The sequence below is a fragment of the Porticoccus hydrocarbonoclasticus MCTG13d genome (assembly GCF_000744735.1).
In the GTDB taxonomy this organism is placed as follows: domain Bacteria; phylum Pseudomonadota; class Gammaproteobacteria; order Pseudomonadales; family Porticoccaceae; genus Porticoccus; species Porticoccus hydrocarbonoclasticus.
On the sequence record NZ_JQMM01000001.1, the window covers coordinates 522,003 to 536,020 of the forward strand.

Annotated in this window: 17 protein-coding genes; 7 read left to right on the forward strand and 10 right to left on the reverse strand. The window is 54.4% G+C overall.

The features are described from left to right. Positions 1–7: 7 nt before the first annotated feature. The 5 genes from U740_RS02535 to ftsY all read right to left on the reverse strand — a co-directional run bounded on the left by U740_RS02535 (position 8) and on the right by ftsY (position 4,196). The gene (locus tag U740_RS02535; protein ID WP_036858754.1) at positions 8–400 is read right to left on the reverse strand and encodes a DUF423 domain-containing protein; all 393 of its coding nucleotides are present in this window, start codon (positions 398–400) and stop codon (positions 8–10) included. A gap of 77 nt (positions 401–477) precedes the next feature. Beyond that, positions 478–1,329 carry an RNA polymerase sigma factor RpoH gene (gene rpoH, locus U740_RS02540; protein ID WP_036858756.1) on the reverse strand — a complete coding sequence of 284 codons (852 nt, stop codon included), beginning with the start codon at positions 1,327–1,329 and terminating at the stop codon, positions 478–480. Between the two features lie 98 nt (positions 1,330–1,427). Further along, entirely contained in the window at positions 1,428–2,492 is a 1,065-nt protein-coding gene (gene ftsX, locus U740_RS02545; RefSeq protein ID WP_152556775.1) for a permease-like cell division protein FtsX, read from the reverse strand. After that, a complete protein-coding gene (gene ftsE, locus U740_RS02550; RefSeq protein ID WP_036861069.1) occupies positions 2,467–3,144 on the reverse strand; it encodes a cell division ATP-binding protein FtsE in 678 nt (225 codons plus the stop codon). Before ftsE ends, ftsX begins: the two co-directional genes overlap by 26 nt. Positions 3,145–3,161: 17 nt before the next feature. Then, the gene (gene ftsY, locus U740_RS02555) at positions 3,162–4,196 is read right to left on the reverse strand and encodes a signal recognition particle-docking protein FtsY (RefSeq protein WP_051921147.1); all 1,035 of its coding nucleotides are present in this window, start codon (positions 4,194–4,196) and stop codon (positions 3,162–3,164) included. A gap of 95 nt (positions 4,197–4,291) precedes the next feature. Between ftsY and rsmD the strand changes: the two genes are divergently transcribed. Both rsmD and coaD read left to right on the forward strand, forming a co-directional pair. Continuing rightward, entirely contained in the window at positions 4,292–4,891 is a 600-nt protein-coding gene (gene rsmD, locus U740_RS02560; RefSeq protein ID WP_051921148.1) for a 16S rRNA (guanine(966)-N(2))-methyltransferase RsmD, read from the forward strand. Between the two features lie 55 nt (positions 4,892–4,946). Continuing rightward, positions 4,947–5,429, forward strand: coding sequence for a pantetheine-phosphate adenylyltransferase (gene coaD, locus U740_RS02565; protein WP_036858758.1), 483 nt, complete (start codon positions 4,947–4,949; stop codon positions 5,427–5,429). Here coaD and mutM read toward each other — a convergent pair whose 3' ends face one another. Continuing rightward, positions 5,430–6,245: a bifunctional DNA-formamidopyrimidine glycosylase/DNA-(apurinic or apyrimidinic site) lyase gene (mutM, locus tag U740_RS02570; RefSeq protein ID WP_036858760.1), complete on the reverse strand. Its 816-nt coding sequence runs from the start codon at positions 6,243–6,245 to the stop codon at positions 5,430–5,432. Positions 6,246–6,368: 123 nt separating this feature from the next. Between mutM and U740_RS02575 the strand changes: the two genes are divergently transcribed. Continuing rightward, on the forward strand, positions 6,369–6,776 hold the full coding sequence (locus tag U740_RS02575) for an ExbD/TolR family protein (protein ID WP_036858762.1): 408 nt from the start codon (positions 6,369–6,371) through the stop codon (positions 6,774–6,776). Between the two features lie 87 nt (positions 6,777–6,863). On the opposite strand, the gene rpmG is transcribed toward U740_RS02575, so the two are convergent. The 3 genes from rpmG to radC form a co-directional block, all read right to left on the reverse strand. Next, on the reverse strand, positions 6,864–7,031 hold the full coding sequence (gene rpmG, locus U740_RS02580) for a 50S ribosomal protein L33 (RefSeq protein WP_036858763.1): 168 nt from the start codon (positions 7,029–7,031) through the stop codon (positions 6,864–6,866). A gap of 11 nt (positions 7,032–7,042) precedes the next feature. Continuing rightward, the gene (rpmB, locus tag U740_RS02585) at positions 7,043–7,279 is read right to left on the reverse strand and encodes a 50S ribosomal protein L28 (protein ID WP_036858764.1); all 237 of its coding nucleotides are present in this window, start codon (positions 7,277–7,279) and stop codon (positions 7,043–7,045) included. Positions 7,280–7,456: 177 nt separating this feature from the next. After that, a complete protein-coding gene (gene radC, locus U740_RS02590; protein WP_036858765.1) occupies positions 7,457–8,131 on the reverse strand; it encodes a RadC family protein in 675 nt (224 codons plus the stop codon). A gap of 97 nt (positions 8,132–8,228) precedes the next feature. Between radC and coaBC the strand changes: the two genes are divergently transcribed. Genes coaBC through slmA form a run of 4 tightly spaced genes read left to right on the forward strand, consistent with a single transcriptional unit; the run spans position 8,229 to position 13,402 of the window. After that, positions 8,229–9,428, forward strand: a complete 1,200-nt coding sequence (coaBC, locus tag U740_RS02595) for a bifunctional phosphopantothenoylcysteine decarboxylase/phosphopantothenate--cysteine ligase CoaBC (protein ID WP_036858766.1) — start codon at positions 8,229–8,231, stop codon at positions 9,426–9,428. 6 nt (positions 9,429–9,434) lie between these two features. Then, positions 9,435–11,864: a phosphomannomutase/phosphoglucomutase gene (locus U740_RS02600; protein ID WP_051921149.1), complete on the forward strand. Its 2,430-nt coding sequence runs from the start codon at positions 9,435–9,437 to the stop codon at positions 11,862–11,864. Positions 11,865–11,888: 24 nt separating this feature from the next. Then, a complete protein-coding gene (gene argB / locus U740_RS02605) occupies positions 11,889–12,803 on the forward strand; it encodes an acetylglutamate kinase (RefSeq protein WP_036858767.1) in 915 nt (304 codons plus the stop codon). Then, positions 12,800–13,402 (forward strand): nucleoid occlusion factor SlmA, encoded by a 603-nt coding sequence (gene slmA, locus U740_RS02610; protein ID WP_036858768.1) that lies wholly within the window; start codon positions 12,800–12,802, stop codon positions 13,400–13,402. The genes argB and slmA overlap by 4 nt, the downstream gene beginning before the upstream one ends. Here slmA and U740_RS11770 read toward each other — a convergent pair. Beyond that, positions 13,323–13,991, reverse strand: a complete 669-nt coding sequence (locus U740_RS11770; RefSeq protein ID WP_152556776.1) for a hypothetical protein — start codon at positions 13,989–13,991, stop codon at positions 13,323–13,325. The two genes, slmA and U740_RS11770, sit on opposite strands and share 80 nt — an antisense overlap. Positions 13,992–14,018: the final 27 nt, after the last annotated feature.

The window sequence follows — 14,018 nt, forward strand, 5'->3', positions numbered from 1 at the left end:
TCCAACCCTATACTCCGCCGTCTCTCGCCATTGCAACGAGCCGAACCAGCGCAAAAGACAGCACCACCCAACTTGCCATAAACAACAGCCCACCAAACGGGGTCACCATACCGAGGGCCGCAAACCCGGTAATCACCAGGGCATAGAGGCTACCCGAGAACAACAGGGTTCCAGCCACCATCAACCAACCGGCCACATCCAGTAATCGCAATGGCTGACGCACGGCTGCGACGACGAGAGTCACTAACACCAAGGCGTGGAACATCTGATATAACACCGCTGTTTGCCAGACAGCCAGCATCTCGGGGCTCACCGAGCCACGCAATCCGTGGGCCCCGAAAGCACCCAACGCCACGGCGAGAAACCCCGAAATTGCCGCACAGACGGCTAATAGCTTCATTCATTTCTCCAGAAAAACGCTTTTCAATAAAAAAGCCGCGGGAATCGCGGCTTTTCAAGTATACAAAAATGTCGCCATCAGGCTTCCATGGTCGCCCGTACTTTTTTCATGGCATTCTGCTCCAACTGGCGTACCCGTTCGGCAGAGATACCGTATTTGTCCGCCAGGTCGTGCAGTGTGGCTTTATCATCCATCAGCCACCGGCTATTGATAATATCGCGACTGCGGTCATCAAGCTCGGCAAGCGCCTTGACCATCCGCCCGTGGTTATCTTCCTCACTGTCGGACTGCTCCAGCTGCCAGGCCGGATCTGCACGGCGGTCTTCAAGATAGAGTGCCGGGGCCTGGTAGCTGTCCTCATCGCTGTCTTCCGGCACATCGAAGGCGGTATCGCGAGCCGACAGTCGCTGCTCCATTTCCAGCACCTGCTTCACGTCCACCCCCAGATCCTGGGCAATGGCTTCGGCTTCATTGTTGGTCAGCCAGGCCAAGCGGCGCTTGGCGCTGCGAAGGTTAAAAAATAATTTGCGTTGAGCCTTGGTGGTGGCCACTTTGACAATGCGCCAATTGCGCAGAACATATTCGTGAATCTCGGCTTTGATCCAGTGGACGGCAAAGGATACGAGCCGCACACCTTTTTCGGGGTTGTAGCGTTTTACTGCTTTCATCAGGCCAACATTGCCTTCCTGGATCAGATCCCCCAGGGGCAGACCATAGCCATTGTAGGAGCGGGCAATGTGCACAACAAAGCGCAAATGCGAGAGCACCAGTCGACGGGCAGCGTCGAGGTCTTCGCGATAATAGAGATCTTCGGCGAGGGAGCGCTCCTGTTCCACAGACAAGACGGCAATGGAGTTAACACCCTGCATGTAGGCCGCAAGATTGGCACCTGGCGCCATCCATTCATAAGCCTGTAACGCTTTCTTCATATCAACCTCTAAAAATCAGGGAGGAATAGTTTAGCAATTTGTGGTTAGATTTTCATAGTATAAAAAAGTTGCATTCGCCAGTTTTATCTAAGAAAAGTCTAGTCGGGCTCAATACTGGAAAGATGCCTGGCCACCGCCAGCCACGCCCCCAAAAGACCCAGCAGAGCGCCCGCTGCCATGAGATAGAGCAGGCCAACCAAACCCAGCCCCTCCAGCTCAAAGACACTTTGATAGAGCGCAGCCAGCCTCGACACCAGCCCGGAAAGGGAAAATAATGCCAATGCCACCAACACCCAGGCCAGTAAACCGCCAATGAGGCCATACCATACACCAGTGTAAAGAAAAGGCCGGCGGACATAGTTGTCAGTTCCACCCACCAGCTTGACCACGACAATTTCATCCCGGCGATTTTCGATCGCCAAACGGATCGTGTTACCTACGATCAACAGCACACCCATCGACAGAGCCAGGGCCAGAGCGAGCGCCAATCGTTCCCCAACAGACAATATTGCCTGCAGGCGTTCCATCCACTTCATATCCAGCCGTACTTCATCCACCCCCGGCAGGGCCATGATCCTTGCCACCAGCAGTTCGCTGGCCACCAGATCCCCCTGGAACCGATTATCCGGCTGCACCAGCAACACAGCAGGCAGGGGATTCTCCTCCAACATCTCCAGCACATCGCCAAAACCGGACAACTCGCGAAACTCTTTCAGAGCCTGCTGTCGGGAGATGTAACGGACTGAGCGAATATCAGCATCATCCGACAGGCTCTGCCGCAACCGCCCAATCGTTTCATCTGAGGCAGATTTGTTCAGAAAGAGCGTCAGCTGAGCCGTTGTTTCCACGCGACTGCCAAGCTGCTCGAGATTGACAATACCGAGGTAAAGCGAGGCCGGTAACCCCAGCGCAATTGCCACAACCAGTGACGTCATCAGAGTCTGGACTGGCTCCGCCAGCAATTTCCTGCTGGTGCTGATGAGTAATTGCTGATGATGCTGAAAATAACTTTTCAGCTTGTCAGGCCAGCCGACTTGCCCGCCACTTGCTCCGCGTCGCGGTTCTTTTATCTGCGGTTTTTTGCCCGCAGCGACCTTGCGCTCCACCGACGGCCTGCGATCCTGGTTCTGCCACCGGTTAGCCGACATGTGCAGGCCTCTCATCACTCGCCAACCTGCCCTGCTGCAACTGCAGGACACGCAATCCCATCCTGGAAATCAGATCAATATCATGGGTAGCAATCAGGACGGTGACACCGACCTCGCCAAAATCGCGGAATAGATTCATGATTTCTGATGACAGTTCTGGATCGAGGTTTCCGGTAGGCTCATCTGCCAGCAAAATACGGGGCTTGTGTACCACTGCCCGGGCAATACCCACGCGCTGCTGCTCGCCGCCGGACAGTGTTATAGGATTTTGTTTTTCCTTGTCGAGCAGACCCACTTTATCCAGAGCGGCTCTCACCCGGCGCCCCACTTCACGGGGTTGATAACCGGAAACCAGCAACGGCAGCGCCACATTATCAAACACCGTTCGATCAAACAGCAGCTGATGATTCTGAAACACAACACCCACATTGCGCCGATAGTACGGAATCTGGCTGCGGTGTAACCGACCGAGGTTTTTGCCATTGATCAGCAATTGTCCCTGCGTGGGACGCTCCATCAGCATAACCAGTTTTAATACCGTACTCTTACCGGCACCGGAATGCCCGGTAAGGAAAGCCATTTCACCGGCATCCAGATTCAGCGTCAAACCGCTCAGAGCCTCCTGGCCCGTGGCATAACGTTTACTGACTTTGTCAAAGCAGATCATGGGGTTTGGCTTGCCACTCAAGTGTTCTGGTCAAACAATGCCGCCACATACTCCTGAGCCACAAAGGGTTGCAGGTCGTCTATACCCTCGCCTAGGCCCACGTACCGAATGGGTACGCCAAAACGTTTACAGAGGGAAAAGATAATGCCCCCCTTGGCGGTGCCATCCAGTTTGGTCAGTGCCACACCGGTGACGGTAACGGCCTCCTGAAATTGCTGCATCTGGTTGAGCGCATTCTGGCCTGTCCCGGCATCCAGTACGAGCAGCACCTCATGGGGAGCACTTTCATCGAGCTTGGCCATCACCCGTTTGACCTTCTTCAGCTCTTCCATCAGATTGCTTTTGTTATGTAGACGTCCCGCAGTATCGGCAATCAATATGTCTGTACCCCGGGATTTGGCTGACTGAATGGCATCAAAGATGACCGAGGCACTGTCGGCTCCGCTGTGCTGGGCAACCACCGGCACTCTATTGCGGTCACCCCAGGCCTGTAACTGTTCAACCGCTGCAGCACGGAAGGTATCTCCCGCTGCCAACATCACTGATTTACCCTGATTTTGAAATCGTTTGGCCAGTTTGCCAATGGTCGTGGTCTTGCCGACACCATTGACTCCGATGACCAAAATCACATAGGGCTGATGCGCCCCGGTGACGGAGAGCGCCTGCTCACAGGGTTTCAGCTTTGCTGCCATCGCATCTTGCAGTGCGGCAAACAGGGCACGACTGTGGGCCAATTCCCTGCGCTCTACTCGCCCGGCGAGGTCCTGAATAATCTCCACCGTGGATTCAATACCCACATCAGCCTGTAATAATAGGGTTTCAAGCTCTTCCAGCAGGGCATCGTCTATTTCCCGGTCACCGAGAAACAGATTGCCAAACGTGCGGCCGGTCTTCGACAGGGCTCTACGAAATCGGTCGCCCAGCGTCTTTTTTTGCGTATTTTCCGCAGCCGCTGCCATTGATGGCTCTGGCTCAACCTCGGCAGGTGTCTGCTCAGGTTTTTTGGATGAACGAAAACGCTGCAAAAAAGAGCGCTTTTCATTCGCAGACATATCATTTTCCGTCTTACTTGGGTCGGTCACAGTGATCCTGTTTTCTCAGTTGGTATCGGGCGGTGTATGCTACCACTTTAGGGAGTATATAACGTTTGAAAAACCACCCATCTACGGCAATACATGCTGCGAAGGTGGCACGCAGTCAGGTCCGTATTATCGGCGGGCAGTGGCGCGGGCGCAAATTACAGTTTAATGAGGTGGCGGGGTTACGACCCACCGGCGACCGCATCCGGGAAACCCTGTTCAACTGGCTCACACCATGGATTGATGGCGCTAGGTGCCTGGACCTGTTTGCCGGTTCGGGAGCACTGGGAATTGAGGCATTGTCCCGGGGGGCTGCCGAGGTCACGCTGATTGAAAAGCACCCCCAGGCAGCGGAGAACCTGCGTGACAACTGTGCCCGACTCAAGGCTGACGACGCTAGAATCATTCAGGCAGACACACTCGTCTGGCTGACGAACAACTCACCAGACAAACCCTTCGACATCGTATTTCTCGACCCACCGTTTTCGTCAGACCTGCTGCAACCCTGCTGCGAGCTTTTACAGAAACCGGGGTTGCTGGCAACCGGCAGTCTGATCTACCTGGAAACCGACCGATACCAGCCCCTTCCGGAGATCTCCCCCACGTGGGAATTACTGCGCGAAAAAACCGCCGGACAGGTCAGCTACCGATTGTATAGGGTCAGTTGAGCCTCCCCGACAAAACGTTTACCATGGCGGCCCTTTTCCGAGGCAAACCATCACTGTGAAAACCATTGTTTATCCAGGCACCTTTGATCCCATCACCAACGGACATATCGATCTGGTGGAGCGTGCCAGCAGCCTGTTTCACCATGTGATTGTCGCCATCGCCACCAGCTCAAAAAAGCACCCCATGTTCGACCTCAATGAACGTATTGATCTGGCAAGGCAGGCCCTGTCCCATCTCGACAATGTGGAAGTAAAAGGGTTTGATTACCTGCTGGTTAACTTTGTCAATGATTGTGGTGCAGATGCCATTCTTCGGGGGTTGCGCGCAGTATCGGATTTTGAATACGAATTTCAGCTCGCCAACATGAATCGCGCACTGGCACCGGATATAGAAAGTATTTTCCTGACGCCGTCGGAGAAGCTTTCCTATATATCCTCTTCACTGGTAAAGGAAATATCCTCTCTGGGTGGGGATATCAACGAATTTGTCCCCCCCTCGGTGAGAGATGCGCTGGTACAAAAATTCTTCAGCAGCTGATCACCGCTGACAGCTCGGGCAATAGACCGTGGAGCGCTGCCCCAATCTGATTTCCTTCAATACCGTTTGACAACGCAGACATGGCAATCCACCACGACCATACACAAGCAATTGCTGCTTGAAGTAGCCGGGCTTGCCATCACCGCCGACAAAATCCCGCAAGGTCGTACCACCCAGCTCTATTGCCTTTCCGAGCACCTGACGGACCTGTTCAGCCAGGGACTCCAGACGCTGCCGGGACACCTTGCCGACAGCCAGTGTCGGCCTGATACCACTCAGAAAAAGTGATTCATTGGCGTAAATATTACCGGCGCCCACAACTACCCGGTTATCCATCAGAAAAACTTTGACTGCCACGCTCTTTCCCCTGGACAACCGATAGAGATAATCACCATTAAAATCGGACGCGAAAGGCTCTGGGCCCAGCTGGCAGAGCCGTGCATGTTGCTCTGGAGGCCCCTCGATCCAGAGTATCGAGCCAAAGCGGCGCGGGTCGGAATAACGCAGCACCCTATCGTCTGTAAAACAGATATCCACGTGATCGTGCTTTGCAGCAGGAGTGTCAGCCGTAACGATTCTGAGACTCCCCGACATACCCAAGTGAATCATCAGATGGCCCTGTGGAAAACGAAATAACAGGTACTTGCCACGCTGTCGCCCTTCCAACAATGGCATTCCGCAAAGTTGTTCTGACAGCCCCGGCGATACCGGCCAGCGCAGGCGGGACTCCCGCACTACGACCGCCCGAACATCTCTGCCGAGGATATGCGGTATAACCCCCCGCAATGTCACCACAACTTCCGGCAATTCCGGCATAATTTACTCCAGCAAACGGCCCGCAGCCTAAATCTCTGGCATACTTTAAAATAGCTTCGGATAAAAGGCATCAGCCAACCAAGGCATGGCTCTGTTCAACCCACATTCCAACAGGTAACCAGTATGGCCATAGGCAGGCGCAAAGTCGCAGAGGAACAGACGGACATCGATATGACGCCGATGTTGGATGTCGTCTTTATTCTGCTGATCTTTTTTGTAGTCACCGCCTCATTTGTCCGGGAAGCAGGTATTGATATCAACCGTCCCCCGATCAGCGACGAGCCTCCACCAGACAGCCAGCCAACTGCTATTATTTTTCGTATCGCTGAGGACAATACAGTCTGGCTTGAAGGACGACGTATTGATGTTCGCTCAGTGCGCGCCAACGTCGAAAGAGCCCATGCAGAAAATCCGCAGACAAAAGTCATTATTGAAGCGCACCCTCAAGCCAAAACGGAGACCTTTGTGTTGATTTCCGATCAAGCCAGAGAGGCCGGGGTATACGACATTGCCCTAGGCACCAAAAAATAGCCAGACAAACGCTCGACACAAAAAAAGCCCCGGTGGCTGCGGGGCTCGTTAGGTAGAAACAGGAATCAGTGACTGCCGGGAGGCGAGTTACTTGATTTTCGCTTCCTTGTAGGGGACATGTTTGCGAACCACCGGATCGTACTTACTGAACTCCAGCTTTTCCGGCTGGGTACGCTTGTTCTTGGTGGTTGTGTAATAGTGACCAGTGCCGGCACTGGATACCAGTTTGATTTTGTCGCGATTTGACTTGGCCATGGTTAGTCTCCTTAAACCTTAGCGTCGCGCTTGCGGATATCCGCCAGCACTTGGTCGATACCCAGCTTGTCAATAATGCGCATGCCCTTTGAAGAAATACGCAGTTTGATAAAACGTTTCTCCGCCTCAACCCAAAAACGGTGACTGTGCAGGTTGGGCTCAAACCGGCGACGGGTTCTGTTTTTGGCGTGGGATACATTGTTACCTGTCATCGGTTTTTTGCCGGTGACCTGACATACTTTAGACATTGCTTTGCCTCTGCTATTGGCGCCACCCCATCGGGCGACCGCTTTTGAAACCTGGCCGTTAAACCTGTTGTCCGAGAGACACCCCGAAAGGAGACACCCCGAAAAGAGCCGCGTTTTATACCAGAACGTCCCCCTGAAATCAAATACATTCACAGAATTGATTGCCGGAGCTATGGATCAAATCATTCCCCTCTCGGCGAGAGAAACGGTGTGGCCGCCTCCCACAATCACATGATCCAGCACCCTTACATCCACCAGTTGCAGTGCTTCCTGCAATTGACGGGTAATACATCGATCGGGATCACTGGGCTCTGCCACTCCAGACGGGTGGTTGTGCGAAAGAATCACTGCCGCAGCATTGTGATGCAATGCCCGTTTGACCACTTCACGGGGGTGAACGCTGGCACTATTGACGGTTCCGAAAAACAGTTTTTCCCAGGCAATCAAACGGTGCTGGTTATCGAGAAACAGCACCCCGAACACTTCCTGATGACACTGGCCCAACTGTGCCAGCAGGAATTCCCCCACACTGGCTGGATTGCTGAACACCTGATCCCGCTGCAGCTTTTCCCGCAGATGACGCCTCGCCAGCTCCATCACCGCCTGTAACTGGACAAACTTGGCCTCACCCAGACCGCGGGCACGACAAAATGTGGGCTTGTCAGCGGCCAGCAACTGGCCAAGATTGCCAAACTGATGCAGCAGTGATCGCGCCAAATCCACAGCCGATTGACCGGCACAGCCAGTACGCAGAAAAATTGCCAGCAATTCGGCATCGGAGAGCGTCTCCGCCCCTTTTACCATGAGTTTTTCCCGAGGCCGCTCTCCCTCGGGCCAGTCTCGTATCGACATAACACCTCCCTGTGCGATCGATAATATAACCCCTGACTACGCAAACCTCCACGGCAATGTTATCTTAACCTTCCCGGTGTCATACAGGATCCACCCGATGCTCTCTCTGGTAAACAAACGCATACTGTTGGGTATAACCGGTGGAATTGCCGCCTATAAAAGTGCCGAGATTGTTCGCCGACTGCAGGATGCCGGTGCCGATATACAGGTAGTAATGACCAGTGCAGCCACCGAGTTCATTACACCTCTCACGCTACAGGCACTCTCCGGACACCGCGTCCACCTGGCTCTGCTCGACCCGGAAAGCGAGGCGGCCATGGGCCATATTGAGCTGTCCCGCTGGGCCGATGTCATCCTTGTCGCACCGGCCACTGCGGATTTTATGGCCAAACTGGCCAATGGCGAAGGCAGCGACCTGCTCTCCACTATCTGCCTGGCCAGCCGATCAGCACTGGCTATTGCACCGTCCATGAACCAGGGCATGTGGCGCCACCCCAGCACCCAATACAATCTGGAGCGATTGCGCGGACGCGGCGTGCACATCTTCGGCCCGACGGAGGGCAGCCAGGCCTGCGGCGACATCGGACCAGGCAGAATGACCGAGCCACAGGATATTGTTGAACTCACCGCCGACCTGTTTGAAACCGGCGCATTGGCCGGCAGGAAAGTAGTCATCACGGCGGGTCCTACGCGGGAAGCGATTGATCCGGTGCGCTACATCAGCAACCACAGTTCCGGAAAGATGGGCTATGCGCTGGCAGAAGCTGCTGCAGAGGCCGGTGCAGAAACTGTTCTGATCAGCGGCCCGGTTAATCTCACTCCCCCCGATCGAGTCAAAACCATCCACGTTACCAGCGCGCTTGAGATGTACGAGGCAGCCCTAGCTGAAACGGTGAACTGTCAGCTATTCATCGCCTCAGCGGCAGTGGCTGATTATCGGCCCGCCCGGATCGCCGAACAGAAAATGAAAAAAGCCGCTGATCAGATGACCATTGAACTGGTGAAAAACCCGGATATTGTGAGTGCGGTTGCCGCGCTGCAGAATCGCCCTTTTACAGTGGGCTTTGCCGCGGAAACTACCCAAGTGGAAGATTTCGCCCGCAGCAAGCTGGAACGAAAAAAACTCGACTTGGTCATCGCCAATGATGTCTCCGACCGGACCATTGGTTTTAACAGTGATGACAACGCGGTGCTGGTCGTGGAAATGCAGGGCGCCGAGGCCATTCCAAAAATTAACAAGTCCATTTTGGCGCGGCAGCTAATCGCCAGAATTGCAGACATGTTACCGACCGACTAAAGCGATATGAGAAATCCCAATCCCCGACGTGGTGCAATAATCCTGAAACTGGCCAAACACCCTGTTTTGATCGGATTTCTGGCACTGCTATTCTGCACTGCCGCTATCATTACCTATCTGCTACACCACCAGATGATGGACAATGCCAGAACTTCCCTTGCCGCATCGCTTGCCACTGAATATGCCACCAAGCAACGTATATTGGTCGACCACCATATTGATCAGCGTGCGCAGCAATTACTCGCCCTGTCACAGGATGACCTGTTCATTGAGGCATTGGCTACCGCCGACCAGGCCATGCTGTCACGCATGGAGCAGAGAATGAAGAGTCTGGTCGAAGACCTGAATAATGGCTATCTGCTACGCCCCGGGGAGAGCCGCCTCGCAGAATCGAATAATTTCATCGGGCAACAATTATCCCGACAGGTGCTGGAAGGCGAACTACCAGAACCCGTCGCGGCGAAAGTCAGTGATGACTGGGAGCTGCTGTTTGCCTACCCGGTAAAAAATACAGAGGGCAAAATCCTCGGCACATTGCTGGCCATGCTGTCAATGGAGCCTCTCAACAAGGCCCTTGCCCGAACAGTCGACCCTTCCCTGGGAACGACTGAACTGTTGCAGGATGTCCCCGGAGCCGGAGCCACACCTTTTCTCATATTGGCCAACAAGTCCAAGGCCGTGAATACCGTCAAGCAAGACACCCGCATCGGCACATGGGAACTGCACTTCACTGGCAGCGCGACCTTGTTGAAAAGAGCAGCCCCTTCTTACACGGAATTTATGGTGCTGGCTGGTGCCATCGCGAGTATCACCCTACTCCTGGCCTACCTGGCTATTCGTATCGCCCTTCATCGCGACCATTGGCAAAATTGGCGGGGACGGAGAAAGCCCGTGCCTGCCAGGACACCTGCCAACGAACCGACATCGTCTGCCGACGGGACTATTGATGAGACTGGTGACGAGTCTACAAACGGGACGAATTCCACTGACCCAGCACCAGATGAGCCACAGGAACAGGCAACCTACAGCGACACGGACAACACAGATGGCAATGACGACATATCCGATATCCCGGCGGTGGTGTTTCGCGATTATGACATCCGGGGCCTGATGGGCTCACAACTAACGCCGACGTTCGCCCTCAAGCTTGGCCGCGCACTGGCTCGCCGGGCAATGCTGGTGGATGAGCACACCCTGGTCACCGGCTATGATGGACGACTGTCGAGCCCGGAATTGATCGAATCACTTGAGGAGGGAATCCGCAGCACAGGCTGTCACGTCATCCACTTGGGGTCAGTGCCCACCCCCCTGCTTAATTTTGCGACCAATCATCTGCAACAGACGGAGTGTGGCGTGATGGTGACGGCCAGCCATAACCCGGCACAGTACAACGGATTCAAAATTTTCTTTCAGCACCACGCACTCTGCGGTGCAGAAATTATGGCCCTGCAAACTGAAATGACGGAGGAGGACTACCCCGACAAACCCCATGGCGAGCGCCAGGAACTGGATATTTCAGATGATTATATTGAGGCCATTTCCGGCGACGTGGTTCCCGCCCAGCACATCAAGGTGGTACTGGATGCTGGCAACGGCATAGCCGGTGAACTGGCATCACGGGTACTGGACGCCATCGGCTGCGATGTCATCCCCCTATACTGCGACGTGGACGGCAGCTTCCCCAATCATGCGCCGGATCCCACGGTACCGGAAAATCTGACAGATCTTATCTGCCATGTGCAAGACAACCAGGCAGACCTGGGGATTGCGTTGGACGGTGATGGCGATCGAATTGTGGCGGTGTCTGCCACTGGCAAAATTATCTGGCCAGATGAGTTGTTGATGATTTTTGCCCGGGACGTCGTTTCGCGACACCCGGGAGCGGACATCGTATTTGATATCAAAAGTACCCGGCGCCTCAACACACTGATCAGCAGCTACGGTGGTCGCCCGGTGATGTGGAAAACCGGCCACTCCCACATGTATAACAAAATCATTGAAAGCAAGGCGCCGCTTGGTGGGGAATTCAGCGGCCATATTTTCTTCCAGGATCGCTGGTTTGGGTTTGATGACGGCATCTATGCGGCAGCGCGACTGATTGAAATCATGACCATTCGTGAACAGGGCCTGGATGAGATAATGGCCGGCTTTGAGGAACGCTGTTCAACACCCGAAATACGGATAGAAGTCGATGAACGAGAGAAGTTCACGCTGATTGAAAAACTGCGGGAAAAAGAGGCCTTTCAGGCAGGCAAGATGTCAACCATTGACGGAATTCGGGTCGATTTTCCAAAGGCATGGGGATTGGTGCGCGCCTCCAATACGGGCCCGGCACTGACCCTGCGGTTTGAAGCGGAGAGCGAGGAGTCACTCGAAAAAATCAAATCGCTTTTCCGTCAGCAACTCCGTAGCATAGACGATCGCTTGAGCTTTTGAATTATCACACTGTCAGGAACACACATGTCACTAACGCGAGAAGCCGCCTCCAACACGGCCAGGGTTCTGTCCGAGGCACTGCCCTACATCCAGCGCTTCACCGGCAAGACTATCGTCGTCAAATTTGGCGGCAATGCCATGGTGGACGAAAAACTGAAAGCCAGCTTTGCCCGGGATATTGTGATGATGAAGCTGGTGGGCATGAACCCGGTAGTGATCCACGGTGGCGGCCCACAAATTGGCGAACTGCTGGCGCGGCTGCAAATTGAATCCCACTTTGTCAACGGCATGCGGGTTACCGACAGCAAAACCATGGACGTGGTGGAAATGGTGCTGGGCGGTGGTGTCAACAAGGAAATCGTCAATCTCATTCACCACGCCGGCGGCAAGGCCGTTGGTATTACCGGCAAGGACGGCCAGTTAATCAAGGCCCGCAAACTCAAAGTCACCCGGCACACACCCGAGATGGAAGCGCCGGAGATCATTGATATCGGCCACGTGGGGGAAGTCGAATCGGTGAATACCGGCGTAATCGACATGCTGACCAACAGTGACTTTATTCCAGTGATCGCACCTATCGGTGTCGATAGTGAAGGCAACTCCTACAACATCAATGCCGACCTGGTAGCCGGCAAGATCGCCGAAGTCCTCAAGGCAGAAAAATTGATTCTGCTCACCAACGTCGCCGGCCTGCAGGATAAAAACGGTAAGGTTTTGACCGGCCTGTCCACCCGTCAGGTGGATGAACTGATCGCAGATGGCACGATCTACGGCGGCATGCTGCCGAAAATCCGCTGTGCGCTGGATGCGGTCAAGGGCGGCGCCAGGACAGCCCATATTATTGACGGCCGGGTCAACCATGCCACACTGCTGGAAATCTTTACCGATCTGGGTGTCGGCACGTTGATCTCCGATGAAGCAGCAGAGAGCGCCGGATGACAACAACAGCAAAAACTTCCAGAAAACAGCACATCCTGCAAGCCCTCGCAGGGATGCTGGAGGCCGCGCCCGGTGGGCGCATCACGACTGCTGCACTGGCCGCAGAGGTCGGTGTCTCCGAGGCTGCGCTCTACCGGCACTTCCCAAGCAAGACCCGGATGTATGAGGGCCTGATCGATTTTATCGAGGAGACGCTGTTTACCCGGATGCGGACGATCATTGTCGAAGAACCCGATGCCGCCAGTCGCTGCTACCGTATTCTGACGCTTCTGCTCACGTTTGCCGAGCGCAATCCTGGAATCACCCGGTTACTCACAGGCGACGCGCTGACCGGCGAAACAGAGCGACTGCACAAACGGATACAGCAATTATTTGATCGACTGGAAACTCAGCTAAAGCAGATTCTTCGCGAAGCAGAGGTATCGGAAAACCTGCGCCCGGCCATCACCGTGACGGCTGCAGCCAACCTGATATTGGCACTGGCCGAAGGCAAGATCAGTCAATTTGTTCGCAGCGAGTTCACTCGGTTGCCGACGGCGAACTGGCAGGAGCAGTGGTCGGTGGCTGCGACGGTTTTTTTTCGGGATTCAACGTCATGAAGCGGTTTTTGTAACGCTCATAACGCGCCGCCACCACCTCATATTCCCGCTTGCGCAGCAACAACATATGCTGTGTATCCCCGGTTAATCTGGTGATCTCATCCATTCTTGCCAATAGGTCTTGGGGTAATTTTTTACCGGCCAGCTGATATCGGGCAGCCCTGGTTTCGGCCTTTTCAAGCTGCTCTTCATTTTTGGCCCGGTTGGACTCGATAATCTCTATTTCTCTGGCAAGCTGGGCCAATCGCCGCTCACCAGCAGCCTCAACCTCGCCAACATCACTGTAGCTGCGCAATAGAAATTGATCCTCTTTGAGTTGATCCGCCCGGCTTGCCTTGCCTGATACGGCCCCATCCTCTTCTTCCACAGGCTGATGTGGCGGGACAGTTTTTACCACCCTGCCTGTGCTACTGAGCACCTCATAACCTTTAGCGACGTACTCCGGAGGCACTTGGTGGTCAATCACCAGATTGCCCTCGCTATTGTGATAGCGGAAAAGATTACTGGCCTCTGCTAACATGGACGCCGAACAAAATAATGCCAACACCAGGCACCAAGTGGATTTGCTGTTATTGATTAAATTGGCCATAGGGACAGTCCGGTTTATCAACATCAC

What these genes read in the sequence shown, in the direction of transcription:
- rpmG (WP_036858763.1), bottom strand. Translation starts at nt 7,031, where the DNA reads ATGGCCAAGTCAAATCGCGACAAAATCAAACTGGTATCCAGTGCCGGC.
- radC (WP_036858765.1), bottom strand. Translation starts at nt 8,131, where the DNA reads ATGTCGATACGAGACTGGCCCGAGGGAGAGCGGCCTCGGGAAAAACTC.
- U740_RS11770 (WP_152556776.1), bottom strand. Translation starts at nt 13,991, where the DNA reads ATGGCCAATTTAATCAATAACAGCAAATCCACTTGGTGCCTGGTGTTG.
- U740_RS02575 (WP_036858762.1), top strand. Translation starts at nt 6,369, where the DNA reads ATGGCCATAGGCAGGCGCAAAGTCGCAGAGGAACAGACGGACATCGAT.
- mutM (WP_036858760.1), bottom strand. Translation starts at nt 6,245, where the DNA reads ATGCCGGAATTGCCGGAAGTTGTGGTGACATTGCGGGGGGTTATACCG.
- slmA (WP_036858768.1), top strand. Translation starts at nt 12,800, where the DNA reads ATGACAACAACAGCAAAAACTTCCAGAAAACAGCACATCCTGCAAGCC.
- ftsX (WP_152556775.1), bottom strand. Translation starts at nt 2,492, where the DNA reads ATGAGAGGCCTGCACATGTCGGCTAACCGGTGGCAGAACCAGGATCGC.
- argB (WP_036858767.1), top strand. Translation starts at nt 11,889, where the DNA reads ATGTCACTAACGCGAGAAGCCGCCTCCAACACGGCCAGGGTTCTGTCC.
- rpoH (WP_036858756.1), bottom strand. Translation starts at nt 1,329, where the DNA reads ATGAAGAAAGCGTTACAGGCTTATGAATGGATGGCGCCAGGTGCCAAT.
- U740_RS02600 (WP_051921149.1), top strand. Translation starts at nt 9,435, where the DNA reads ATGAGAAATCCCAATCCCCGACGTGGTGCAATAATCCTGAAACTGGCC.
- ftsE (WP_036861069.1), bottom strand. Translation starts at nt 3,144, where the DNA reads ATGATCTGCTTTGACAAAGTCAGTAAACGTTATGCCACGGGCCAGGAG.
- ftsY (WP_051921147.1), bottom strand. Translation starts at nt 4,196, where the DNA reads ATGTCTGCGAATGAAAAGCGCTCTTTTTTGCAGCGTTTTCGTTCATCC.
- U740_RS02535 (WP_036858754.1), bottom strand. Translation starts at nt 400, where the DNA reads ATGAAGCTATTAGCCGTCTGTGCGGCAATTTCGGGGTTTCTCGCCGTG.
- rpmB (WP_036858764.1), bottom strand. Translation starts at nt 7,279, where the DNA reads ATGTCTAAAGTATGTCAGGTCACCGGCAAAAAACCGATGACAGGTAAC.
- coaBC (WP_036858766.1), top strand. Translation starts at nt 8,229, where the DNA reads ATGCTCTCTCTGGTAAACAAACGCATACTGTTGGGTATAACCGGTGGA.